The 18,945-nt window shown below is 37.9% G+C and carries 11 protein-coding genes, 3 tRNA genes, 4 rRNA genes and 1 pseudogene; 3 read left to right on the top strand and 16 right to left on the bottom strand.

What is annotated here, in order from left to right; translation table 11 throughout:
• Window positions 1–251 precede the first annotated feature (251 nt).
• From KGI96_RS11085 to mutM, 8 genes are all read right to left on the bottom strand, one after another.
• Window positions 252–327, bottom strand: a tRNA-Trp gene (locus KGI96_RS11085).
• 9 nt (window positions 328–336) lie between these two features.
• Window positions 337–413 (bottom strand) — tRNA-Asp (locus KGI96_RS11080).
• Between the two features lie 13 nt (window positions 414–426).
• A 5S ribosomal RNA gene (gene rrf / locus KGI96_RS11075) occupies window positions 427–542 on the bottom strand.
• A gap of 53 nt (window positions 543–595) precedes the next feature.
• Window positions 596–711, bottom strand: a 5S ribosomal RNA gene (rrf, locus tag KGI96_RS11070).
• Window positions 712–872: 161 nt separating this feature from the next.
• Window positions 873–3,885 (bottom strand): 23S ribosomal RNA (locus KGI96_RS11065).
• Between the two features lie 266 nt (window positions 3,886–4,151).
• A tRNA-Glu gene (locus KGI96_RS11060) sits at window positions 4,152–4,227 on the bottom strand.
• An 86-nt stretch (window positions 4,228–4,313) separates the two neighbouring features.
• Window positions 4,314–5,854: ribosomal RNA gene (locus tag KGI96_RS11055) — 16S ribosomal RNA — on the bottom strand.
• The 16S, 23S and 5S rRNA genes sit together here with 3 tRNA genes alongside, the layout of an rRNA operon.
• 329 nt (window positions 5,855–6,183) lie before the next feature.
• On the bottom strand, window positions 6,184–6,996 hold the full coding sequence (mutM, locus tag KGI96_RS11050) for a bifunctional DNA-formamidopyrimidine glycosylase/DNA-(apurinic or apyrimidinic site) lyase (protein WP_211598531.1): 813 nt from the start codon (window positions 6,994–6,996) through the stop codon (window positions 6,184–6,186).
• A 273-nt stretch (window positions 6,997–7,269) separates the two neighbouring features.
• Between mutM and KGI96_RS11045 the strand changes: the two genes are divergently transcribed.
• Entirely contained in the window at window positions 7,270–8,094 is an 825-nt protein-coding gene (locus KGI96_RS11045) for a tetratricopeptide repeat protein (RefSeq protein ID WP_211598533.1), read from the top strand.
• 151 nt (window positions 8,095–8,245) lie between these two features.
• On the opposite strand, the gene KGI96_RS11040 is transcribed toward KGI96_RS11045, so the two are convergent.
• The 3 genes from KGI96_RS11040 to KGI96_RS11030 form a co-directional block, all read right to left on the bottom strand.
• Window positions 8,246–9,445 carry an ATP-binding protein gene (locus tag KGI96_RS11040; protein ID WP_211598535.1) on the bottom strand — a complete coding sequence of 400 codons (1,200 nt, stop codon included), beginning with the start codon at window positions 9,443–9,445 and terminating at the stop codon, window positions 8,246–8,248.
• 305 nt (window positions 9,446–9,750) lie between these two features.
• Window positions 9,751–10,791 carry an extracellular solute-binding protein gene (locus KGI96_RS11035; protein WP_249111438.1) on the bottom strand — a complete coding sequence of 347 codons (1,041 nt, stop codon included), beginning with the start codon at window positions 10,789–10,791 and terminating at the stop codon, window positions 9,751–9,753.
• 157 nt (window positions 10,792–10,948) lie between these two features.
• Entirely contained in the window at window positions 10,949–11,299 is a 351-nt protein-coding gene (locus KGI96_RS11030; RefSeq protein ID WP_211598537.1) for a carboxymuconolactone decarboxylase family protein, read from the bottom strand.
• A gap of 133 nt (window positions 11,300–11,432) precedes the next feature.
• Here KGI96_RS11030 and KGI96_RS11025 point away from each other — a divergent pair, with 133 nt between their 5' ends.
• Window positions 11,433–11,714, top strand: coding sequence for an ArsR/SmtB family transcription factor (locus KGI96_RS11025; RefSeq protein ID WP_211598538.1), 282 nt, complete (start codon window positions 11,433–11,435; stop codon window positions 11,712–11,714).
• A gap of 226 nt (window positions 11,715–11,940) precedes the next feature.
• On the opposite strand, the pseudogene nhaA reads toward KGI96_RS11025, so the two are convergent.
• A pseudogene (gene nhaA / locus KGI96_RS11020) lies at window positions 11,941–13,115 on the bottom strand (Na+/H+ antiporter NhaA).
• Window positions 13,116–13,271: 156 nt separating this feature from the next.
• Here nhaA and KGI96_RS11015 point away from each other — a divergent pair.
• On the top strand, window positions 13,272–14,216 hold the full coding sequence (locus KGI96_RS11015) for a 2-hydroxyacid dehydrogenase (RefSeq protein WP_211598542.1): 945 nt from the start codon (window positions 13,272–13,274) through the stop codon (window positions 14,214–14,216).
• A gap of 145 nt (window positions 14,217–14,361) precedes the next feature.
• Here the strand turns inward: KGI96_RS11015 and upp are convergent, their stop codons facing one another.
• From upp to ppc, 4 genes are all read right to left on the bottom strand, one after another.
• A complete protein-coding gene (upp, locus tag KGI96_RS11010; protein WP_211598544.1) occupies window positions 14,362–14,988 on the bottom strand; it encodes a uracil phosphoribosyltransferase in 627 nt (208 codons plus the stop codon).
• 132 nt (window positions 14,989–15,120) lie between these two features.
• Window positions 15,121–15,513, bottom strand: coding sequence for a 30S ribosomal protein S9 (gene rpsI, locus KGI96_RS11005; protein ID WP_211598546.1), 393 nt, complete (start codon window positions 15,511–15,513; stop codon window positions 15,121–15,123).
• A gap of 16 nt (window positions 15,514–15,529) precedes the next feature.
• Complete coding sequence (gene rplM, locus KGI96_RS11000; protein WP_211598548.1) at window positions 15,530–15,958, bottom strand: 50S ribosomal protein L13; 429 nt, start codon at window positions 15,956–15,958, stop codon at window positions 15,530–15,532.
• A gap of 194 nt (window positions 15,959–16,152) precedes the next feature.
• The gene (gene ppc, locus KGI96_RS10995) at window positions 16,153–18,807 is read right to left on the bottom strand and encodes a phosphoenolpyruvate carboxylase (protein ID WP_211598550.1); all 2,655 of its coding nucleotides are present in this window, start codon (window positions 18,805–18,807) and stop codon (window positions 16,153–16,155) included.
• Window positions 18,808–18,945: the final 138 nt, after the last annotated feature.

The following is an 18,945-nucleotide window of genomic DNA, read 5'->3' as shown; positions in this document are numbered from 1 at the left end:
AAAAATGGTATTTGAAATGTAAGATGTGTAGTATTGTACTTCGAATTTCAGTTGTACTTGGATAACGTTATGAAACACTACAAGAATTTTATACAAGAACAAAAATATCAAATTTCTGCTTTAATGAAAACAAAAATTTCACAAAGAGAAATACTCGTCTGATGGATTTTAGTTTGAAGTGCAATACTTAAAAATCAAAATTCGATCTTAAGTGGTGTTTGATAGTCTAATATTTATTTGATAAGAAAAAATGGCAGGGGCGGAGAGACTCGAACTCCCAGCATTCGGTTTTGGAGACCGACGCTCTACCAATTGAACTACGCCCCTAAAAAGAGTTGGCGGAATGGACGGGATTCGAACCCGCGACCCCCTGCGTGACAGGCAGGTATTCTAACCAGCTGAACTACCACTCCGCAAATTTGGAAAATCTAACAGTGTCCTACTCTCACATAGGGAGACCCTACACTACCATCGGCGTTACAGCATTTCACTTCTGAGTTCGGTATGGAATCAGGTGGTACTACTGCACTATTACTGTTAGAAAAATTTTTATTAAGTTAGTTTACTCATAAATGAATAAACTAATGTAATAAAACCCTGATGGTGTCCTACTCTCACATAGGGAGACCCTACACTACCATCGGCGTTACAACTTTTCACTTCTGAGTTCGGTATGGAATCAGGTGGTTCCGCTGCACTATGGCCATCAGGAATATTCTTTTCTGTTAATGTCACTTCTACATAACACTAACTCTATATTCTCTAAATTAAAAACAAGCTTCTACTTTAACTTTCTTAAACTTCAAACTCCAACCTTACAGTCTTCTGTCTTCCGTCCTCTGTCTTCTGAAACAAAAACACTTGAGTGTTGTATGGTTAAGTCTCTCGGGCAATTAGTACAGGTTAGCTCAACGTCTCACAACGCTTACACACCCTGCCTATCTACGTCTTAGTCTCAAACAACCCTTACAATCTTATAGATTGGGAGAACTCATCTCAAGGCTAGTTTCGTGCTTAGATGCTTTCAGCACTTATCTATTCCGCATGTAGCTACCCAGCAATGCTTCTGGCGAAACAACTGGAACACCAGTGATGCGTCCACTCCGGTCCTCTCGTACTAGGAGCAGCCCCTTTCAATTCTCCAACGCCCACGGCAGATAGGGACCGAACTGTCTCACGACGTTCTAAACCCAGCTCGCGTACCACTTTAAATGGCGAACAGCCATACCCTTGGGACCTACTTCAGCCCCAGGATGTGATGAGCCGACATCGAGGTGCCAAACACCGCCGTCGATATGAACTCTTGGGCGGTATCAGCCTGTTATCCCCGGAGTACCTTTTATCCGTTGAGCGATGGCCCTTCCATTCAGAACCACCGGATCACTATGACCTACTTTCGTACCTGCTCGACATGTCCGTCTCGCAGTCAAGCTTGCTTATACCATTGTACTAACCTCACGATGTCCGACCGTGATTAGCAAACCTTCGTACTCCTCCGTTACTCTTTGGGAGGAGACCGCCCCAGTCAAACTACCCACCAGACACTGTCCGAACACCCGTTTCGGGTGCTTCGTTAGAACATCAAACGTTAAAGGGTGGTATTTCAAGGTTGACTCCATAACAACTGGCGTTGCTACTTCTAAGTCTCCCACCTATCCTACACATTAAAATTCAAGGTTCAGTGTCAAGCTATAGTAAAGGTTCACGGGGTCTTTCCGTCTAGCCGCGGGTACACCGCATCTTCACGGCGATTTCAATTTCACTGAGTCTCGGGTGGAGACAGCCTGGCCATCATTATGCCATTCGTGCAGGTCGGAACTTACCCGACAAGGAATTTCGCTACCTTAGGACCGTTATAGTTACGGCCGCCGTTTACTGGGGCTTCTATCAGAAGCTTCTCTTTCGATTACATCATCAATTAACCTTCCAGCACCGGGCAGGCATCACACCCTATACGTCCACTTTCGTGTTTGCAGAGTGCTGTGTTTTTAATAAACAGTTGCAGCCAGCTGGTATCTTCGACCGGTTCAACCTTCACCCGTAAAGGGCTACAATCTACGCCGGCGCACCTTCTCCCGAAGTTACGGTGCTATTTTGCCTAGTTCCTTCACCCGAGTTCTCTCAAGCGCCTGAGTATTCTCTACCTGATCACCTGTGTCGGTTTACAGTACGATTTATAATAACCTATGCTTAGTGGCTTTTCCTGGAAGCGTGGTATCAGTTACTTCATCTCCTTAGAGATTCGTCATCACTTCTCGGTGTTATACAGAATTCCGGATTTGCCTAGAATTCCCACCTACCGGCTTAAACAGGGATATCCAATACCCTGATAACCTAACCTTCTCCGTCCCCACATCGCAGTTATTACAAGTACGGGAATATTAACCCGTTTCCCATCGACTACGCTTTTCAGCCTTGCCTTAGGGGTCGACTCACCCTGCCCCGATTAACGTTGGACAGGAAACCTTGATCTTCCGGCGAACGAGTTTTTCACTCGTTTTATCGTTACTTATGTCAGCATTCGCACTTCTGATACGTCCAGCAAACCTCTCGATTCACCTTCATCCGCTTACAGAACGCTCCCCTACCCAACAGGCGTATCACAAATATTCCTCAATCCTTACTTTATTCCAACTCGACGTATGGAACGCTTGGACGTCTTTCACTTCGTGAAAGCCGTCAATCGTAAATTATAAGGCGTATTTGTGATACGCCTGATGCCGCAGCTTCGGTGCTATATTTGAGCCCCGTTACATCTTCCGCGCAGGCCGACTCGACTAGTGAGCTATTACGCTTTCTTTAAATGGTGGCTGCTTCTAAGCCAACATCCTAGCTGTCTAAGCCTTCCCACTTCGTTTCCCACTTAATATAGACTTTGGGACCTTAGCTGGCGGTCTGGGTTGTTTCCCTCTTCACGACGAACGTTAGCACCCGCCGTGTGTCTCCTGAGTATCACTCTTTGGTATTCGGAGTTTGCATCGGGTTGGTAAGCCGGGATGGCCCCCTAGCCGAAACAGTGCTCTACCCCCAAAGGTGTCAGCTCAAGGCTCTACCTAAATAGATTTCGGGGAGAACCAGCTATCTCCCGGTTTGATTGGCCTTTCACCCCCAGCCACAAGTCATCCGCTAATTTTTCAACATTAGTCGGTTCGGTCCTCCAGTTAGTGTTACCCAACCTTCAACCTGCCCATGGCTAGATCACCGGGTTTCGGGTCTATACCTTGCAACTAAACGCCCAGTTAAGACTCGGTTTCCCTACGGCTCCCCTATTCGGTTAACCTTGCTACAAAATATAAGTCGCTGACCCATTATACAAAAGGTACGCAGTCACAACTCGAAGTTGCTCCTACTGCTTGTACGTACACGGTTTCAGGTTCTATTTCACTCCCCTCGCAGGGGTTCTTTTTACCTTTCCTTCACAGTACTTGTTCACTATCGGTCAATCAGGAGTATTTAGCCTTGGAGGATGGTCCCCCCATCTTCAAACAGGATATCACGTGTCCCGCCCTACTTATCGTTAGCTTAGTTCCACAATTGTATTTTCAGATACGGGATTATCACCCTCTTTGATTGAGTTTCCCAACTCATTCTCTTAATACTAATGCTAAAACTAACTGGCTCTTCCACTTTCGCTCGCCGCTACTCACAGAATCTCGGTTGATTTCTTTTCCTCGGGTACTTAGATGTTTCAGTTCTCCCGGTTCGCTTCAATGACCTATGTATTCAGTCATTGATAATAGGTTCTTCACCTATTGGGTTTCCCCATTCGGAAATCTTGGAATTATCACGTTTCTTATCAACTCTTCCAAGCTTATCGCAGATTAGCACGTCCTTCTTCGCCTCTGATTGCCAAGGCATCCACCGTGTACGCTTAGTCACTTAACCATACAACCTCAAGTATTCTTAAAATAAATCAAAGAAAACCTAACGTTGTTACATTAAACAACTCAAGTTCGTATGTTGCTTTTGTTCAACATACTATTTTTTAGTTTCTTACTCAGACTTCTTCTCAAAAAACAGCCACTTTAACAAATTACAGTTTTAATTCCTGTCATCTGTCTTCCATACTCTGTCTTCTGAACTTGAAAGTCTTCAGTTTTCAGCTTGTTTCCAATTTTTTAAAGAACAATAAGATAATAAATATCTTTAAATGGCGTCCCCAGGGGGATTCGAACCCCCGTTACCGCCGTGAAAGGGCGATGTCCTAGGCCTCTAGACGATGGGGACAACATTTAGAGATACTCTTATCTCTCTTTTGTCTCTTATTTCTCTATCAAACAATCTGTGTGAGCACTCATTGTCGCTTATTCAGGTAAGGAGGTGATCCAACCGCAGGTTCCCCTACGGTTACCTTGTTACGACTTCACCCCAGTCATGAATCATACCGTGGTAAACGCCCTCCCGAAGGTTAAGCTATCTACTTCTGGTACAACCCACTCCCATGGTGTGACGGGCGGTGTGTACAAGGCCCGGGAACGTATTCACCGCGACATTCTGATTCGCGATTACTAGCGATTCCGACTTCATGGAGTCGAGTTGCAGACTCCAATCCGGACTTAGACGTACTTTCTGAGATTCGCTTACCATCGCTGGTTCGCCGCCCTCTGTATACGCCATTGTAGCACGTGTGTAGCCCTACTCGTAAGGGCCATGATGACTTGACGTCGTCCCCACCTTCCTCCAGTTTATCACTGGCAGTCTCCTTTGAGTTCTCAGCATTACCTGCTAGCAACAAAGGATAAGGGTTGCGCTCGTTGCGGGACTTAACCCAACATTTCACAACACGAGCTGACGACAGCCATGCAGCACCTGTCTCATAGTTCCCGAAGGCACAAGACTATCTCTAGTCTCTTCTATGGATGTCAAGAGTAGGTAAGGTTCTTCGCGTTGCATCGAATTAAACCACATGCTCCACCGCTTGTGCGGGCCCCCGTCAATTCATTTGAGTTTTAACCTTGCGGCCGTACTCCCCAGGCGGTCAATTTATCGCGTTAGCTACGGGCGCCAGGCTTAAAGCCCAACCCCCAAATTGACATCGTTTACAGCGTGGACTACCAGGGTATCTAATCCTGTTTGCTACCCACGCTTTCGCACCTCAGCGTCAGTCTCTCTCCAAGGGGCTGCCTTCGCCTTCGGTATTCCTCCACATCTCTACGCATTTCACCGCTACACGTGGAATTCTACCCCTCCCTAGAGGACTCTAGTCGCCCAGTCTCAAATGCAATTCCCAAGTTAAGCTCGGGGCTTTCACATCTGACTTAGACAACCGCCTGCGTGCCCTTTACGCCCAGTTATTCCGATTAACGCTCGCACCCTCCGTATTACCGCGGCTGCTGGCACGGAGTTAGCCGGTGCTTCTTCTGCGACTAACGTCAATGTTTGCACCTATTAGATACAAACCCTTCCTCATCGCTGAAAGAACTTTACAACCCGAAAGCCTTCTTCATTCACGCGGCATGGCTGCATCAGGGTTTCCCCCATTGTGCAATATTCCCCACTGCTGCCTCCCGTAGGAGTCTGGACCGTGTCTCAGTTCCAGTGTGGCTGGTCATCCTCTCAAACCAGCTAGAGATCGTCAGCTTGGTGAGCCTTTACCTCACCAACTACCTAATCTCACTTGGGCTCATCTCGTGGTATATGGTCCGAAGATCCCATACTTTAATCTTTCGATATTACGCGGTATTAGCTACAGTTTCCCGTAGTTATCCCCCTCCACAAGGCAGATTCCCAAGCATTACTCACCCGTCCGCCACTCGTCAGCAAGAAAGCAAGCTTTCTCCTGTTACCGTTCGACTTGCATGTGTTAAGCCTGCCGCCAGCGTTCAATCTGAGCCATGATCAAACTCTTCAATTAAAAGTTTAATCGCTCAATAAACTGACATAGAATTTTTATTAAATAAATTTTCAGTGACACTTATTAAGACTTCTTTATTTCAAATATTTTTTTCAAATAAGTCAATCAACAAGTGCCCACACAGATTGTCTGATAAATTGTTAAAGAGCAAAAAACAACGACGCACCTAGCAAAATCTTTCACAACAGTGCGTCATTGTCTGTGGCGTATTATAGAGATTTTTAAAGGCGACGCAAGTACTTTTTGGAAAAATATTTAATTTTTTTGCTATTTGATGTTTTTTAATTCAATTTGAATGTTTTTTGTAAATTTTTAATAAAATGTCACCGCTATTGCTGACAATTTTCACAATAAAACGTATTGCGTTGCCCGATGATTTTTGTCTTAATTTGGTTTTGGCACTGATTACATTCTTCGCCTTTGCGTCCGTACACCTGTAAAACTTGTGCAAAATAACCCGGTTTGCCGTCTGGTTGCACAAAATCTTTCAAGGTTGTACCACCCTGCTCTATCGCTTTGGTTAAAACTTGCTTAATTATCGTTACTAATAAGTGAGATTGTTCCTTTGTTAAAGTGCAAGCTAATCGCTCAGGCAGAATTTTGGATAAAAATAAACTTTCACACGCATAAATATTCCCTACGCCCACCACAACGGCATTATCCATTATGAACTTTTTAACCGCCACTTTTCTATTTCTGCTCTTCTTATATAGGTAATCGCCATTAAATTCTGCTGAAAGGGGTTCTAATCCGAGTTTTTGAAAAATCGGCATTTGTGAAATATCTTCCGCCCATAGCCACGCACCAAATCGGCGTGGGTCGTTATAGCGTAACACAATGCCATCTTGTGTAATTAAATCAACGTGATCGTGCTTGCCGACATCTTTGGTTTCTTTTTCTAAAATACTTAATGAACCCGACATTCCAAGATGAATAACTATCTCACCCTTTGTGGTGTGAATAATCAAATATTTGGCTCGGCGTGAAATTGCGGTAATTTGGGCATTTTGCATTTCATTCAATTCATCGCTCACCAACCAACGCAGTTGCTTTTGGCGAATAATAATCTCTTTTATGGTTTTTCCCTCAAGATAAGGGGATATTCCACGCACACTGGTTTCAACTTCGGGTAATTCTGGCATTTTATTTTCTCTTCTATATAAGGATAAGATTTTGCAAATAGTAAATAAAATTTGACCGCTTGTGAAGTAGAAAAAACAGAGTGAAATCTTTAACTTATTGTTTCTAAGGTGATTTAATTGTATAATTAGCACTCCCAAATATTTCAATATCTCACCAAAAATTAGCTAAAAAATGGCTAGACGGATCGGATCGGATCGGATAAAATTGTGTCTTGGTTGAATTAAAATTCAAGCAATTTTCTTGTTAAATCACTCAAACTAAGGAATAACACAATGAAAAAACTTATCTCAATTATTATTGGTATTTTAATTTTCTCTTTTTCTAGTCTCAGTTATGCAAACAAAAAACACGATGATCAAGTTTATGAATTCTATGAGATAGCTAAAAAACATTATGATAAGAAACAATATAAACAAGCATTTAAACTCTTTAAGAAAATAGCTGAACAAAATGATAAAGATCCTCTTGGAAAAGCTCAATATTATCTTGGAAAAATGTATGCTAAAGGACTAGGTGTAAAACGAAACTATACTGAAGCTATAAAATGGTATAAGGTAGCCGCTACTGGATACAATTATTTTGGATTTCCTGCATATGAACTTGGTATAATGTATAGATATGGGATTGGAGTAAAGCAAGACAATTCTCAAGCCTTTAAATGGTTCTTAAAAACTAGTGATCGTATAGGATTCATTGGTGGTTTGGAACTTGGTTCAATGTATGAGAATGGTTTAGGTACAGAACAGAACTATGGTAAAGCTTTAAAAATATATGAACAAGCACATAAAAGTAGTCTTATTAAAGAAGACAAAACTCTGATTGAACAAAAGAAGCGTTCACTATTTGATAAAATTATAAAATTGAATGATGCTATAGACTATTATGAGAAAAAACAATATAAAAAAGCACTTAAATTATTTACAGAAAGTGCGGAACAAGGATCTCAACTTGCTCAAATTACTATTGCAGATATGTATAGAAAAGGGCTAGGTACAAAAAAGGATTTTAAACAAACCGAGAAATGGTACAAAATAGCGGCTAAAAGTGGAAATAAAAAAGCACAAAAAATTCTTGAAGATAAAGGTATAAAATACTAATTTCTTTTAATTAAAAACCTGTTGTAAGAAATTGCAACAGGTTTTTTTGTTGGGAAATTCGCCCTATTATACGAAATTATAATTAACATTGGGCGTATGCCATACGCCCCTACGGATATTCCGCAAATTTTTATAAAAATCTAACCGCTTATTACTGTAATAAAAAATCCATTATATTCTGATGAATAATTCCATCTTGGCTGAAATCGACTTTATCCATTGAAAGTACATATTTTGGATAATTATCACTGATATTTTTATATACCCCAAATTCTCGTTCTCTGGTTTGCTCGGTTGCCATTAAATAAGATACTTGATAATAGATAATTTCTTTATCTTTTCTCGCAATAAAATCTATTTCTTTCGCACCAACCTTACCAATTTCAACTTGGTAGCCCCTAGAAATCAATTCTATATAAACAATATTCTCTAAAGTTTTTTCAATATCTTTAATATTAGAATATCCCTTAGACTGTCGAAAACCGTGATCAGTAAGATAATATTTTTCATCTATTTTTAATGTTTTTTTACCAACAAGATCATATCTCGGCACTTTTTTAATAATAAAAGCCATTTGACAATATTCTAAGTAATTTAAAACGGTATCGACTGATACTTCTCGGCTTTCACTTTTTAAATACTTTTTAATACTACTGGCTGAAAAAGTTGCACCGATATTTTGAATAACAAAATTTAGAATACGATTAAATATATCAACATCACGTATTTTGTTATAATTTAAAACATCTTTTACTAAAACTGTATTATAAACATCCTGTAAATATTTATAGCTCGTTTCTTCCTCTAAATTAAAATACCTTAAAATTGGCATTCCGCCAACTTGTAGAAATTTATTAAATAATTCATCTCTATTTAAGTTTGTTTCAGTATAAACCATTAAAAATTCATCAAAGGTAAAGGGCTGTATTTCAAATTCTACATATCTCCCTGCTAATAATGTGGCTAATTCTCCTGAAATGAGTTTTGAGTTTGAACCTGTAATATAAATATCACAATCTCTATCTACTCTTAAACCGTTGATGACTTTTTCCCAATTTTTTACTAACTGAATTTCATCAAAAAAGAAATAAACTTTGCCTTTAATTCCTTTTAAGTTTTCAGTCAAATACTTAGCTAACGCATTAGCATCATTAATATGTAAAAACTCTAACGACTCAAAATTAATATAAATTTTTTGCTCAGTAGGAATTGTCGCTAATATTTCATTTTTTATAATCGTTAAAATTGTTGATTTTCCGACTCGTCGCATTCCAGTTAATACTTTGATCACGGGTTTATCAACAAATTTCTCTATTTTTTTAGTATATTTTGGTCTAACAACATATTTCATAGATAACCCTTATTACATTACTTTAATGTTTAGACTATAATAGAAAAAAATACAAAAATCAATAACGATTTCTATTATAATCGATACGTTTAAAATTTTATGATTTATATAGATTATAATAGAAACAAGCCATTTTTTGTATTCAATTGCTATTTAGTAAACGGTCGGATATACGCAAACAAGTTTGCTAATCCAACCCTATAAATTTATAAATAAAAAACCTGTCGCAAATCATCTGCAACAGGTTTTTGTTAAGTATGAAAAACGGTAAATTTTTATAAAAATCTAACCGCTATATTTTAACCTTAGTTACTGGTTCTTAATTTATTCCAGTATTTTTCATACACTTCAATCGCATCCCCTACATCTGCTTGGGCAATGCCTTTTTCAAGCTCTTCTTTTGGTGGGAATAATACTTTATCTGCTAATTGTTCTGGGGTTAATAAATCTCTTACCCCTTCATTTGGCATTGAGAAACCTAATTTTTCAATCACGACTTTTGCACTTTCTGGACGTAGTAAGAAGTCAATAAATTTATAGGCTGCTTCTTTATTTTTAGCAGTATTTGGAATAGCGTAGTTATCCATCCAGACAATCGCTCCTTCTTTTGGGTAAATAAAGGTTAAATTTGGGTCTTCTTTTTGACCTAAATATGCCGAACCATTCCAAATCATTCCGATTGACACTTCACCTTGTAAAAATGGCATTTCAGGTGCATCTGAATTGAAGGTTAATACATTTGGAATTAAGGTTTTTAAACGCTCATAAGCAGTTTTGATTTCTTCTGGGTTAGTGGTGTTTGGCGATTTTCCATCTAATAATAGTGCCATATGGAACACTTCACGAGAATCATTCATTAACTGTAATAAGCCTTTATATTCAGGTTTCCATAAATCTGCCCAGCTAGTTACTGTCGTTAGATCAATTTCTTCTTTATTTACGCCGATACCTGTTAAGCCAAAAATATAAGGTAATGAGTAATCATTTTTAGGATCAAAACTTTGCCCCATTAACTCTTTACTCACATATTTAAAATTAGCTAATTTTGTTTTATCTAACTTTTCTAGCATTCCTTCTTTTGCCATTCTACTAACGTAGTAGCTTGAAGGGAACACGATATCATAACCTGCACCTTGAGTAAGCTTCATTTTTGAATACATTTCTTCATTACTTTCAAACGTAGAATAGATCACCTCTATCCCTGTTTCTTCCGTAAATTTCTCTAATAAGCTTGAAGGTACATATTCAGTCCAGTTATAAACATATAATTTTTCTGTAGCTTGTGCAGAAACCGCCACACTTAAAGTTGTAATTGCAAAAAAGAGTTTTTTAATTAATTTTGTCAATTTAATATCCTTAACGTTTAAAATTGTTATACTAATAGGGGAACGAGTATAACGTTTTATAAACGAATTTACCAACAATAAAAGGGACGGTTTTTTATTCTGCAAACCGAATAATATGCAAAAAACAAATTAAATCATACCGCTTGTCATATTAAAACTATTCTTTTTCTCCACCAAATTCTTCGTATGCCATTAATGCTTCTGCAGCAGTCATCACTGATGGACCACCACCCATATAAATAGCAACTTGTACCATTTCCAGAAATTCAGCACGAGTACAACCTGCTTTAACGAGTGCTTTTGCATGAAAACCTAAGCAACCTTGACAACGCATTGCAATCGCAATGGACATTGCCATCATCTCTTTTTGTTTAAATGAAAGTGCATCTTCTTTTAATGCAGATTGTGCCATTTGATTAAAGCCTTGCATTGTATCTGGAATAGCAGAGCGAAGTTGTGCTAATTTTTGATTAAGGGCTTGTGTTAGTTCTGTGTAATTGTGACTCATTCTTTCTCCTAAATTATGGTTTATAAAAACAATATAAATGATATCAGACTTTTGTGTTATGTAAAAATACATAAAATATGTTACTATAAATAAAACAATATTATTTATTATGGAGGTTTAAGGCGTGCAAGAAATGATACAAAATGCTGAAGATACGGCATCTCAATTAAAAATTATTGCCAACCCTTATCGACTAATGGTGCTATGTGCGTTAATAGAAGAGAGTAAAAATGTCTCGGAATTAATGAGTTTAACAAATGCTCCACAGACGCTGATGTCTAACCATCTAGCGGTTCTTAGAAAAGCAGGAATTATTGATTACAATCGAGATCACCGCACTCTAAATTATTATCTTAAAGATCCTCGAATGAAAACGTTATTAAAAACATTATATAATATTTACTGTAATATCTAAGAAACAAAAATGAACAATTTAATACTTGGATCTTTTCATTCGATTTTAATTTAAATTTCAGAACAAGTATAATAAAACAAAATATAAAGGACAAAAAGCGAGATGATTGATATCTCGCTTTTTTTATTTATTTGTCCCGTCCTAAAATAAGTTTACATAAAAGGCATTTATTTATGGAAATAAGTAGCCATACATTTTGTGTATGGCTACAAATTTAACTATCAATCTATTTTGGGATGATACATTTGGTCGTTTGACGTAATAATATATAACCCAATATTGCAGAGACAATTGAGCCAATTAAAATCCCTACTCTAGATAAAATATTTAAATTTTCTCCTGCTCCATCAATAAAAGCAAGACTGGCAAGGAACATCGACATTGTAAATCCAATACCACATAAAAATGCAACCGCTAAGATCTGTTTAAAATTAATTCCTTCTGGCAAGGTGGCAATACGGAATTTTACAGATAGATAGCTAAATAAGAATACCCCTAATGGTTTACCAACAATTAATCCAAAAACAATACCGAGTGGCAAAGCTGATGTCACCATTGATAAACTCACTCCATTTAAATTTACTCCAGCATTCGCAAAAGCAAATAATGGTAAAATAAAGAGTGAACACCAAGGTACTAAGCTATGTTCCAATTGATGTAATGGACGTTCACCATTTCGCCCTTGTAATGGAATACAAAAACCGATAATTACCCCTGCTAAAGTGGCGTGTACCCCTGATTTTAATACGGAAGTCCACAATACCAACCCCACCAATATATAAGCACCAATAGAACTCACTTTACATTTTCCCATTATTGCCAATATAACAATAGCAACACTTGCTGAAATAAGAGCTGTCATACTCAAGGTATCAGAATAAAAAATCGCAATAACAACAATTGCCCCTAAATCATCAATAATAGCCAATGCTAATAAAAATACTTTTAATGCTAACTGCACTCGCTTTCCTAGCAGTGCAACAATCCCCAATGCAAACGCAATATCTGTTGCCATTGGAATTGCCCAACCTTTTTGCAATTCAGGACTGGTATAGGTAATCATATAAAAATAAGGGCTGGGATAACCATTCCACCAATAGCCGCAATGGCAGGAAAAATAGCTTGTTGATAACTTGAAAGAGAGCCTTCAAACAGCTCTCGCTTTACTTCCAGCCCTACTAAGATAAAAAATACCGCCATAAAACCATCATTGATCCAATGTAATAATGATTTATCAATTTCAAAATGCCCTACTTGAATAGAAACAGGCATATTCAAAAAACTAGTATAAAGTGAATTTAAACCCGTGTTTGCAAATAGCATTGCCACAAGAGCTAATACAAATAATAAAATCCCACTGGTTGGCTCTTTTTTTAAAAGAGATTGAATTGCTAACAGCATTATATTACGTCCTTTTTGTATGTATTTATCAATAAAACTTTTCTTTTATCACAAAAATAGTCTCAATAGAGAGAATATTTGACATTTTATTTTTATTGTTTGATTATAGCCTTTTTATCATAGATAGCATAATAATTAAATAATAGGGGAATTTTTATGTTAAATATCGTATTTTTAGAAAGTACAGCTATACCTAGCACGCACAGCATTCCACGTCCGCAATTTCCACATAATTGGATTGAATATTCTCATACCTCCGCTGATGAGCTTTACGAAAGAGCCAAAGATGCTGATATTGTGATTATGAGTAAAATTATTTTTAATCGTGAAATAATGTCAAAATTACCCAAATTAAAACTTATTGCTGTTACAGCAACAGGTACAAATAATATTGATTTGGTTGCCGCTAAAGAGTTGGGAATTGAGGTTAAAAATGTGACAGGTTATTCCAGTGTCACCGTGCCTGAACACGTACTTGGTATGATTTTTTCATTAAAACATCAACTTATTTCTTATCATAAAGATCAAGTTTTAACCGACCGTTGGGCAACCTGTGGTCAATTTTATTATGCTGACTTTCCAATATCGGATATTCGAGGTTCAACCATTGGTATTTTTGGTAAAGGTTGTTTAGGAACAGAAGTGGGACGTTTGGCAGAGCTGTTAGGAATGAAAGTTCTATATGCTGAACATAAAGGTGCAGCCAAAATTCGAAAAGGATATACACCATTTGAAACGGTATTAAAAGAGTCGGATATTATTACCCTACACTGCCCTTTAACAGAAACCACACAAAATCTTATTAATGCAAAAACCCTAGCTTTAATGAAACCTAATGCTATTTTAATCAATACGGGGCGTGGTCCTTTGGTTGATGAAATAGCATTACTTGACGCATTAGAAAATGGCACAATTGCAGGAGCTGGCATCGATGTAATGATTCAAGAACCCCCACAAATTGATAATCCATTAATGCAAGCAGCAAAACATTTACCTAATTTGTTAATCACTCCACACGTTGCTTGGGCAAGCCAGTCTGCAACTACAACATTATGTAATAAGGTGGCTCAGAATATTGAAGATTTTGTGAAAACTTTGTAGGCAAGATAAAAAGGTAAGATTTTTGTAGATCTAAGAAAACAAAAAGTATTTTACCACTATATTTTATCTACTATGCCAGAAAATCAAAAAACCTCTTCTAGATTTAGAAGAGGTTAAATGTTTTTATTTAGCAGATCAAAAATTATTATTTTGTACCAAATATTTTATCTCCCGCATCACCGAGACCCGGAATAATATAACCTTTTTCATTTAAATGATCATCAATAGAAGCGGTATAAAGCTCAATATCAGGGTGTGCTTTCTCAAGAGCTGCAATCCCTTCTGGTACCGCAACTAACACTAAAACTTTAATATTGTTACACCCTGCTTCTTTTAAAAGATCGATAGTTGCAATCATTGAACCACCTGTAGCTAACATCGGATCAACGACAATTGCTAAACGTTCGCTTACATCATTTGTTAATTTTTGAAAATAAGGAACCGGCTCTAAAGTTTCTTCATTGCGATACATACCTACAACACTAATTCTTGCACTTGGCATATGTTCAAGTACCCCGTCCATCATTCCAAGACCTGCTCGTAGAATAGGGACAACTGTTACTTTTTTACCTTTAATTCGATCAACTTCCACATCACCATTCCAACCTTCAATAGTGACTTTTTCTGTCTCTAAATCAGCGGTTGCTTCATAAGTCAGTAAGCTACCAATTTCAGTAGCAAGTTCTCGGAAGTGCTTTGTGTTTACATCAGCGGCACGCATTAAACCTAATTTATGTTTAACGAGTGGGTGTTTTACTTCAACAATTTTCATAATTAACCCCTTTGTCTTAGAAATAAAATAATACTCGATCGAATATTTTAACAGACTTTTTAATATAAGGGGAAATAAAAGAAATAAAAAAAGCAGAGATTTCTCTCTGCTTTTGGAAACGAAAATATAGAATTAACGTTTTGAGAATTGTGGACGACGACGTGCTTTGCGGAAACCCACTTTTTTACGTTCAACGCAACGAGCATCGCGAGTAACGAAACCTGCTGCACGTAATGCTGGGCGTAAAGACTCATCATATTCCATCAATGCACGTGTAATACCATGACGGATTGCACCTGCTTGACCAGAAATACCACCACCTTTAACCGTAATGTAAAGGTCTAATTTATCAGTTAATTCAACTAACTCTAAAGGTTGACGAACAACCATACGTGCGGTTTCACGACCAAAATACACGTCTAATGAACGGTTGTTGATCTCAATTTTACCGCTGCCCGGTTTGATAAATACACGAGCTGAAGAGCTTTTGCGGCGACCTGTGCCATAATTTTGATTCTCTGCCATTTTGTTTGCTCCGTGATTAAATGTCTAAAACTTGAGGTTGTTGTGCTGCGTGGTTATGTTCTGAACCTGCATACACTTTTAATTTACGATACATTGCACGACCTAAAGGTCCTTTTGGCAACATACCCTTAACCGCAATTTCAATCACAGCTTCTGGACGACGTTGAATCATCTCTTTAAAGGTAGCTTGTTTGATACCACCGATATAGCCAGTGTGCCAGTAATAGATCTTATCGCTTTCTTTTCTACCTGTTACTGCCACTTTTTCTGCATTGATTACTATAATGTAATCACCTGTATCCACGTGTGGAGTATATTCAGGTTTATGTTTACCACGAAGACGGCTAGCGATTTCAGTCGCTAAGCGACCTAAAGTTTTGCCTTGTGCATCTACTACATACCAGTCACGTTGTACGGTTTCTGGTTTTGCTACAAAAGTTTTCATTAATTTAATACCAATATTTAATAGTTATTAACCCAATACTCGAAATGAGTATTACCTAAAAGTTCAAACCTAACCCCTTCGAGTTCGCTTAAACAAAACTTGCTTGGCGGGAAAACCAAGCAAAACAGGGTTCGGCAATTGTACAGATTTTAAGTTTAAAACTCAATAAGTATTTTTTTATATTAATGATAACATTACCCTGTATTACGCATTCCTGCAGCAATACCCGTAATCGTAATCATTAGAGCTTGTTCTAAAATTGGATCTCTATTTTCTTCATCTTGGTTACGCAAACGGTGTAATAATTCCACTTGCAACAAATTAAGAGGATCAGTATAAACATTACGCAAACGGATGGATTCCACGACTTCGGGCAAGTCTCCCATTAAACTATCGTGATGAGCAAGCTCCATAATGGTGTCTATATCTGATTGAAGTTGTGCCCTTAATGTTTTCCCTAAATTATGTAATTTCGGATCCACAAGACGTTGATCGTAATGCTCCGCTAACCATAAATCTGCTTTAGTAAAGACCATTTCCAGCATTCCAATACGAGTTGAAAAGAATGGCCACTCTGAACACATTTCACTTAACAATGCTTTATCTCCCTCATCCATTAATTGACGCAATGCTGTTCCTGCACCTAACCAAGCGGGTAGCATTAAACGATTTTGCATCCAAGCAAAGATCCAAGGAATTGCACGCAAGCTTTCTACTCCTCCATTTGGATTACGTTTTGCAGGACGAGAACCTAGTGGTAATTTGCCTAATTCTAGCTCAGGGGTTGCACTGCGGAAATAGGGCACAAAATCCGCTTCACCACGTACAATATTACGGTATGCTTCACACGAAATATCTGATCCTTTTTCCATCATCTCTCGCCACGCTTGTTTTGGTTCTGGGGGTGGGAAAATATTCGCTTCTAAAATCGCACTCGCATACAATTCTAAACTTTCTAGGGCAACGATAGGTAAACCTAATTTAAAGCGGATCATCTCACCTTGCTCAGTTACACGTAAACCATTTTTCAGTGAGCGAGGTGGTTGTGAGAATAACGCTGCGTGAGCGGGTGCACCACCACGACCGATTGTACCTCCACGTCCGTGAAATAAAGTTAATTCAATGCCATTTTTCTCTGCCAAATTTACAAGAGCTTCTTGTGCCTTATATTGTGACCATGAGGCAGCTAACATCCCCGCATCTTTTGCTGAATCTGAATAACCGATCATTACCATTTGTTTATTAGCAATAATGCCACGATACCAGCCAATATTAAATAATTGTGTCATTACTGATTCGCAACGATCTAAATCATCCAAGGTTTCAAACAATGGCGCAACTGGAATAGAAGGTTTACAATCTGCTTCTTTTAATAATAAATGTACCGCTAACACATCAGAGGCTTCACGTGCCATTGAAATAACATAAGCAGAAATCACACCTTCTGGTTGCTCGGCAACCACTTTACAAGTATCTAAAATTTCTTTGGTGTCTGCACTTGGTGTCCAATTTGTTGGAATAAGTGGGCGGCGAGAGTTTAATTCTCTTACTAAAAAGGCTTGTTTATCTTCTTCTGACCATTGTGAATAATCGCCTAAACCAATATAACGAGTAATTTCAGCAATCGCCATTTCGTGGCGTGTACTTTCTTGACGAATATCTAAACGAGATAAACCAATACCAAAACAACGAATACGACGTAATGTATTTAATAATTCACCATTTGCTACAATTCGCATTCCACAACTATGCAATGATTGGTAACAATCATACAAGGGTTCCCATAATTGCTCATCACTGGAGATAATTTCATCTTTATGAACAGTTAAATCTTTACCGTCTAACACTTCGGTATAATAAGCAACAGTGTTAATCAATTTTGCACGTAATTCTTTTACAACAACACGATAAGGTTCTAAATGTAAACCGTATTTTTCGCTAAATTCAGGGGTACATTCTACGATTGAAAGCTCATCGGCTAATTCTCTAATATCATTTAAAAATAGTTCTGCAGCTTTACGACGACTCATTGCAAGCACAGTGCGAGTGGTTTCGTGTGTAACAAAAGGGTTTCCATCACGATCTCCCCCCATCCAAGATGAAAAACGAATAGGCGTTAAACCTACGTTATGTTGCACACCAAAATTTTTCTCTAAATGAAAATTTAATTGACGACAAAATTCTGGCACCGCTTTCCATAAGCTACTTTCAATCACTGCCATTCCCCATTTTGCTTCATCAATCGGCGTTGGACGTTGCGTACGAATTTCATTGGTATGCCACGCTAATGCGATCATTTGCATCAAACGACGTTTTAAACGAATAACCTCAGGTTCTGGCAAATCATTATGTTCTAAACGGCTCAAACAACGGTTGATTTCAACGTGTTTTCCAACTAAAGAGCGACGTGTAACTTCTGTTGGATGTGCTGTTAAAACTAACTCAATCAATAGTTTTTCGACTGTTTGCACGACTTTTTCAACGGGTACATTCTCTTCTTTTAAACGTTCGAATAATTTTCCTAATGAACGTTCACCAAATGAGGATTGATTACTATTACGAGCAATCATTTGGTACTGTTCTGCAATATTAGTTAAATTTAAGAACTGGTTAAATGCACGTGCTACTGGTAATACATTCTCCGTTGAAATAGTAGAAAGAGTATCTAATAGTTGTTCTCTTGATTTCTCATCTCCAGCACGAGAAGCTCTTGAAAGCATTCTAATATTCTCAATTAGATCTAAAATTTCACTTCCCTGAGCATCTTGGATAGTTTCCCCTAAAAAATTTCCTAGCATATTTATATTACTGCTTAGTGTATTTTTTACTGATGTGGTATGTTGCTTCATTATTTTGCTTCCTTTAATAAAAAATTTACTGACTGTAGGTATACCGTAAAATGCTTTTAAAAGCAAAACCAAACATTAAGAAATTAACACTATACTGATCTCTCTCAACTAAAATGGTGAAATGATTAAGCTTTATTT

Origin of the sequence: Phocoenobacter atlanticus subsp. cyclopteri, assembly GCF_018343795.1 — a bacterium.
In the GTDB taxonomy this organism is placed as follows: domain Bacteria; phylum Pseudomonadota; class Gammaproteobacteria; order Enterobacterales; family Pasteurellaceae; genus Phocoenobacter; species Phocoenobacter atlanticus.
Note: the sequence above shows the minus strand (reverse complement) of the source record. Positions and strands in the feature narration are given on the sequence as shown.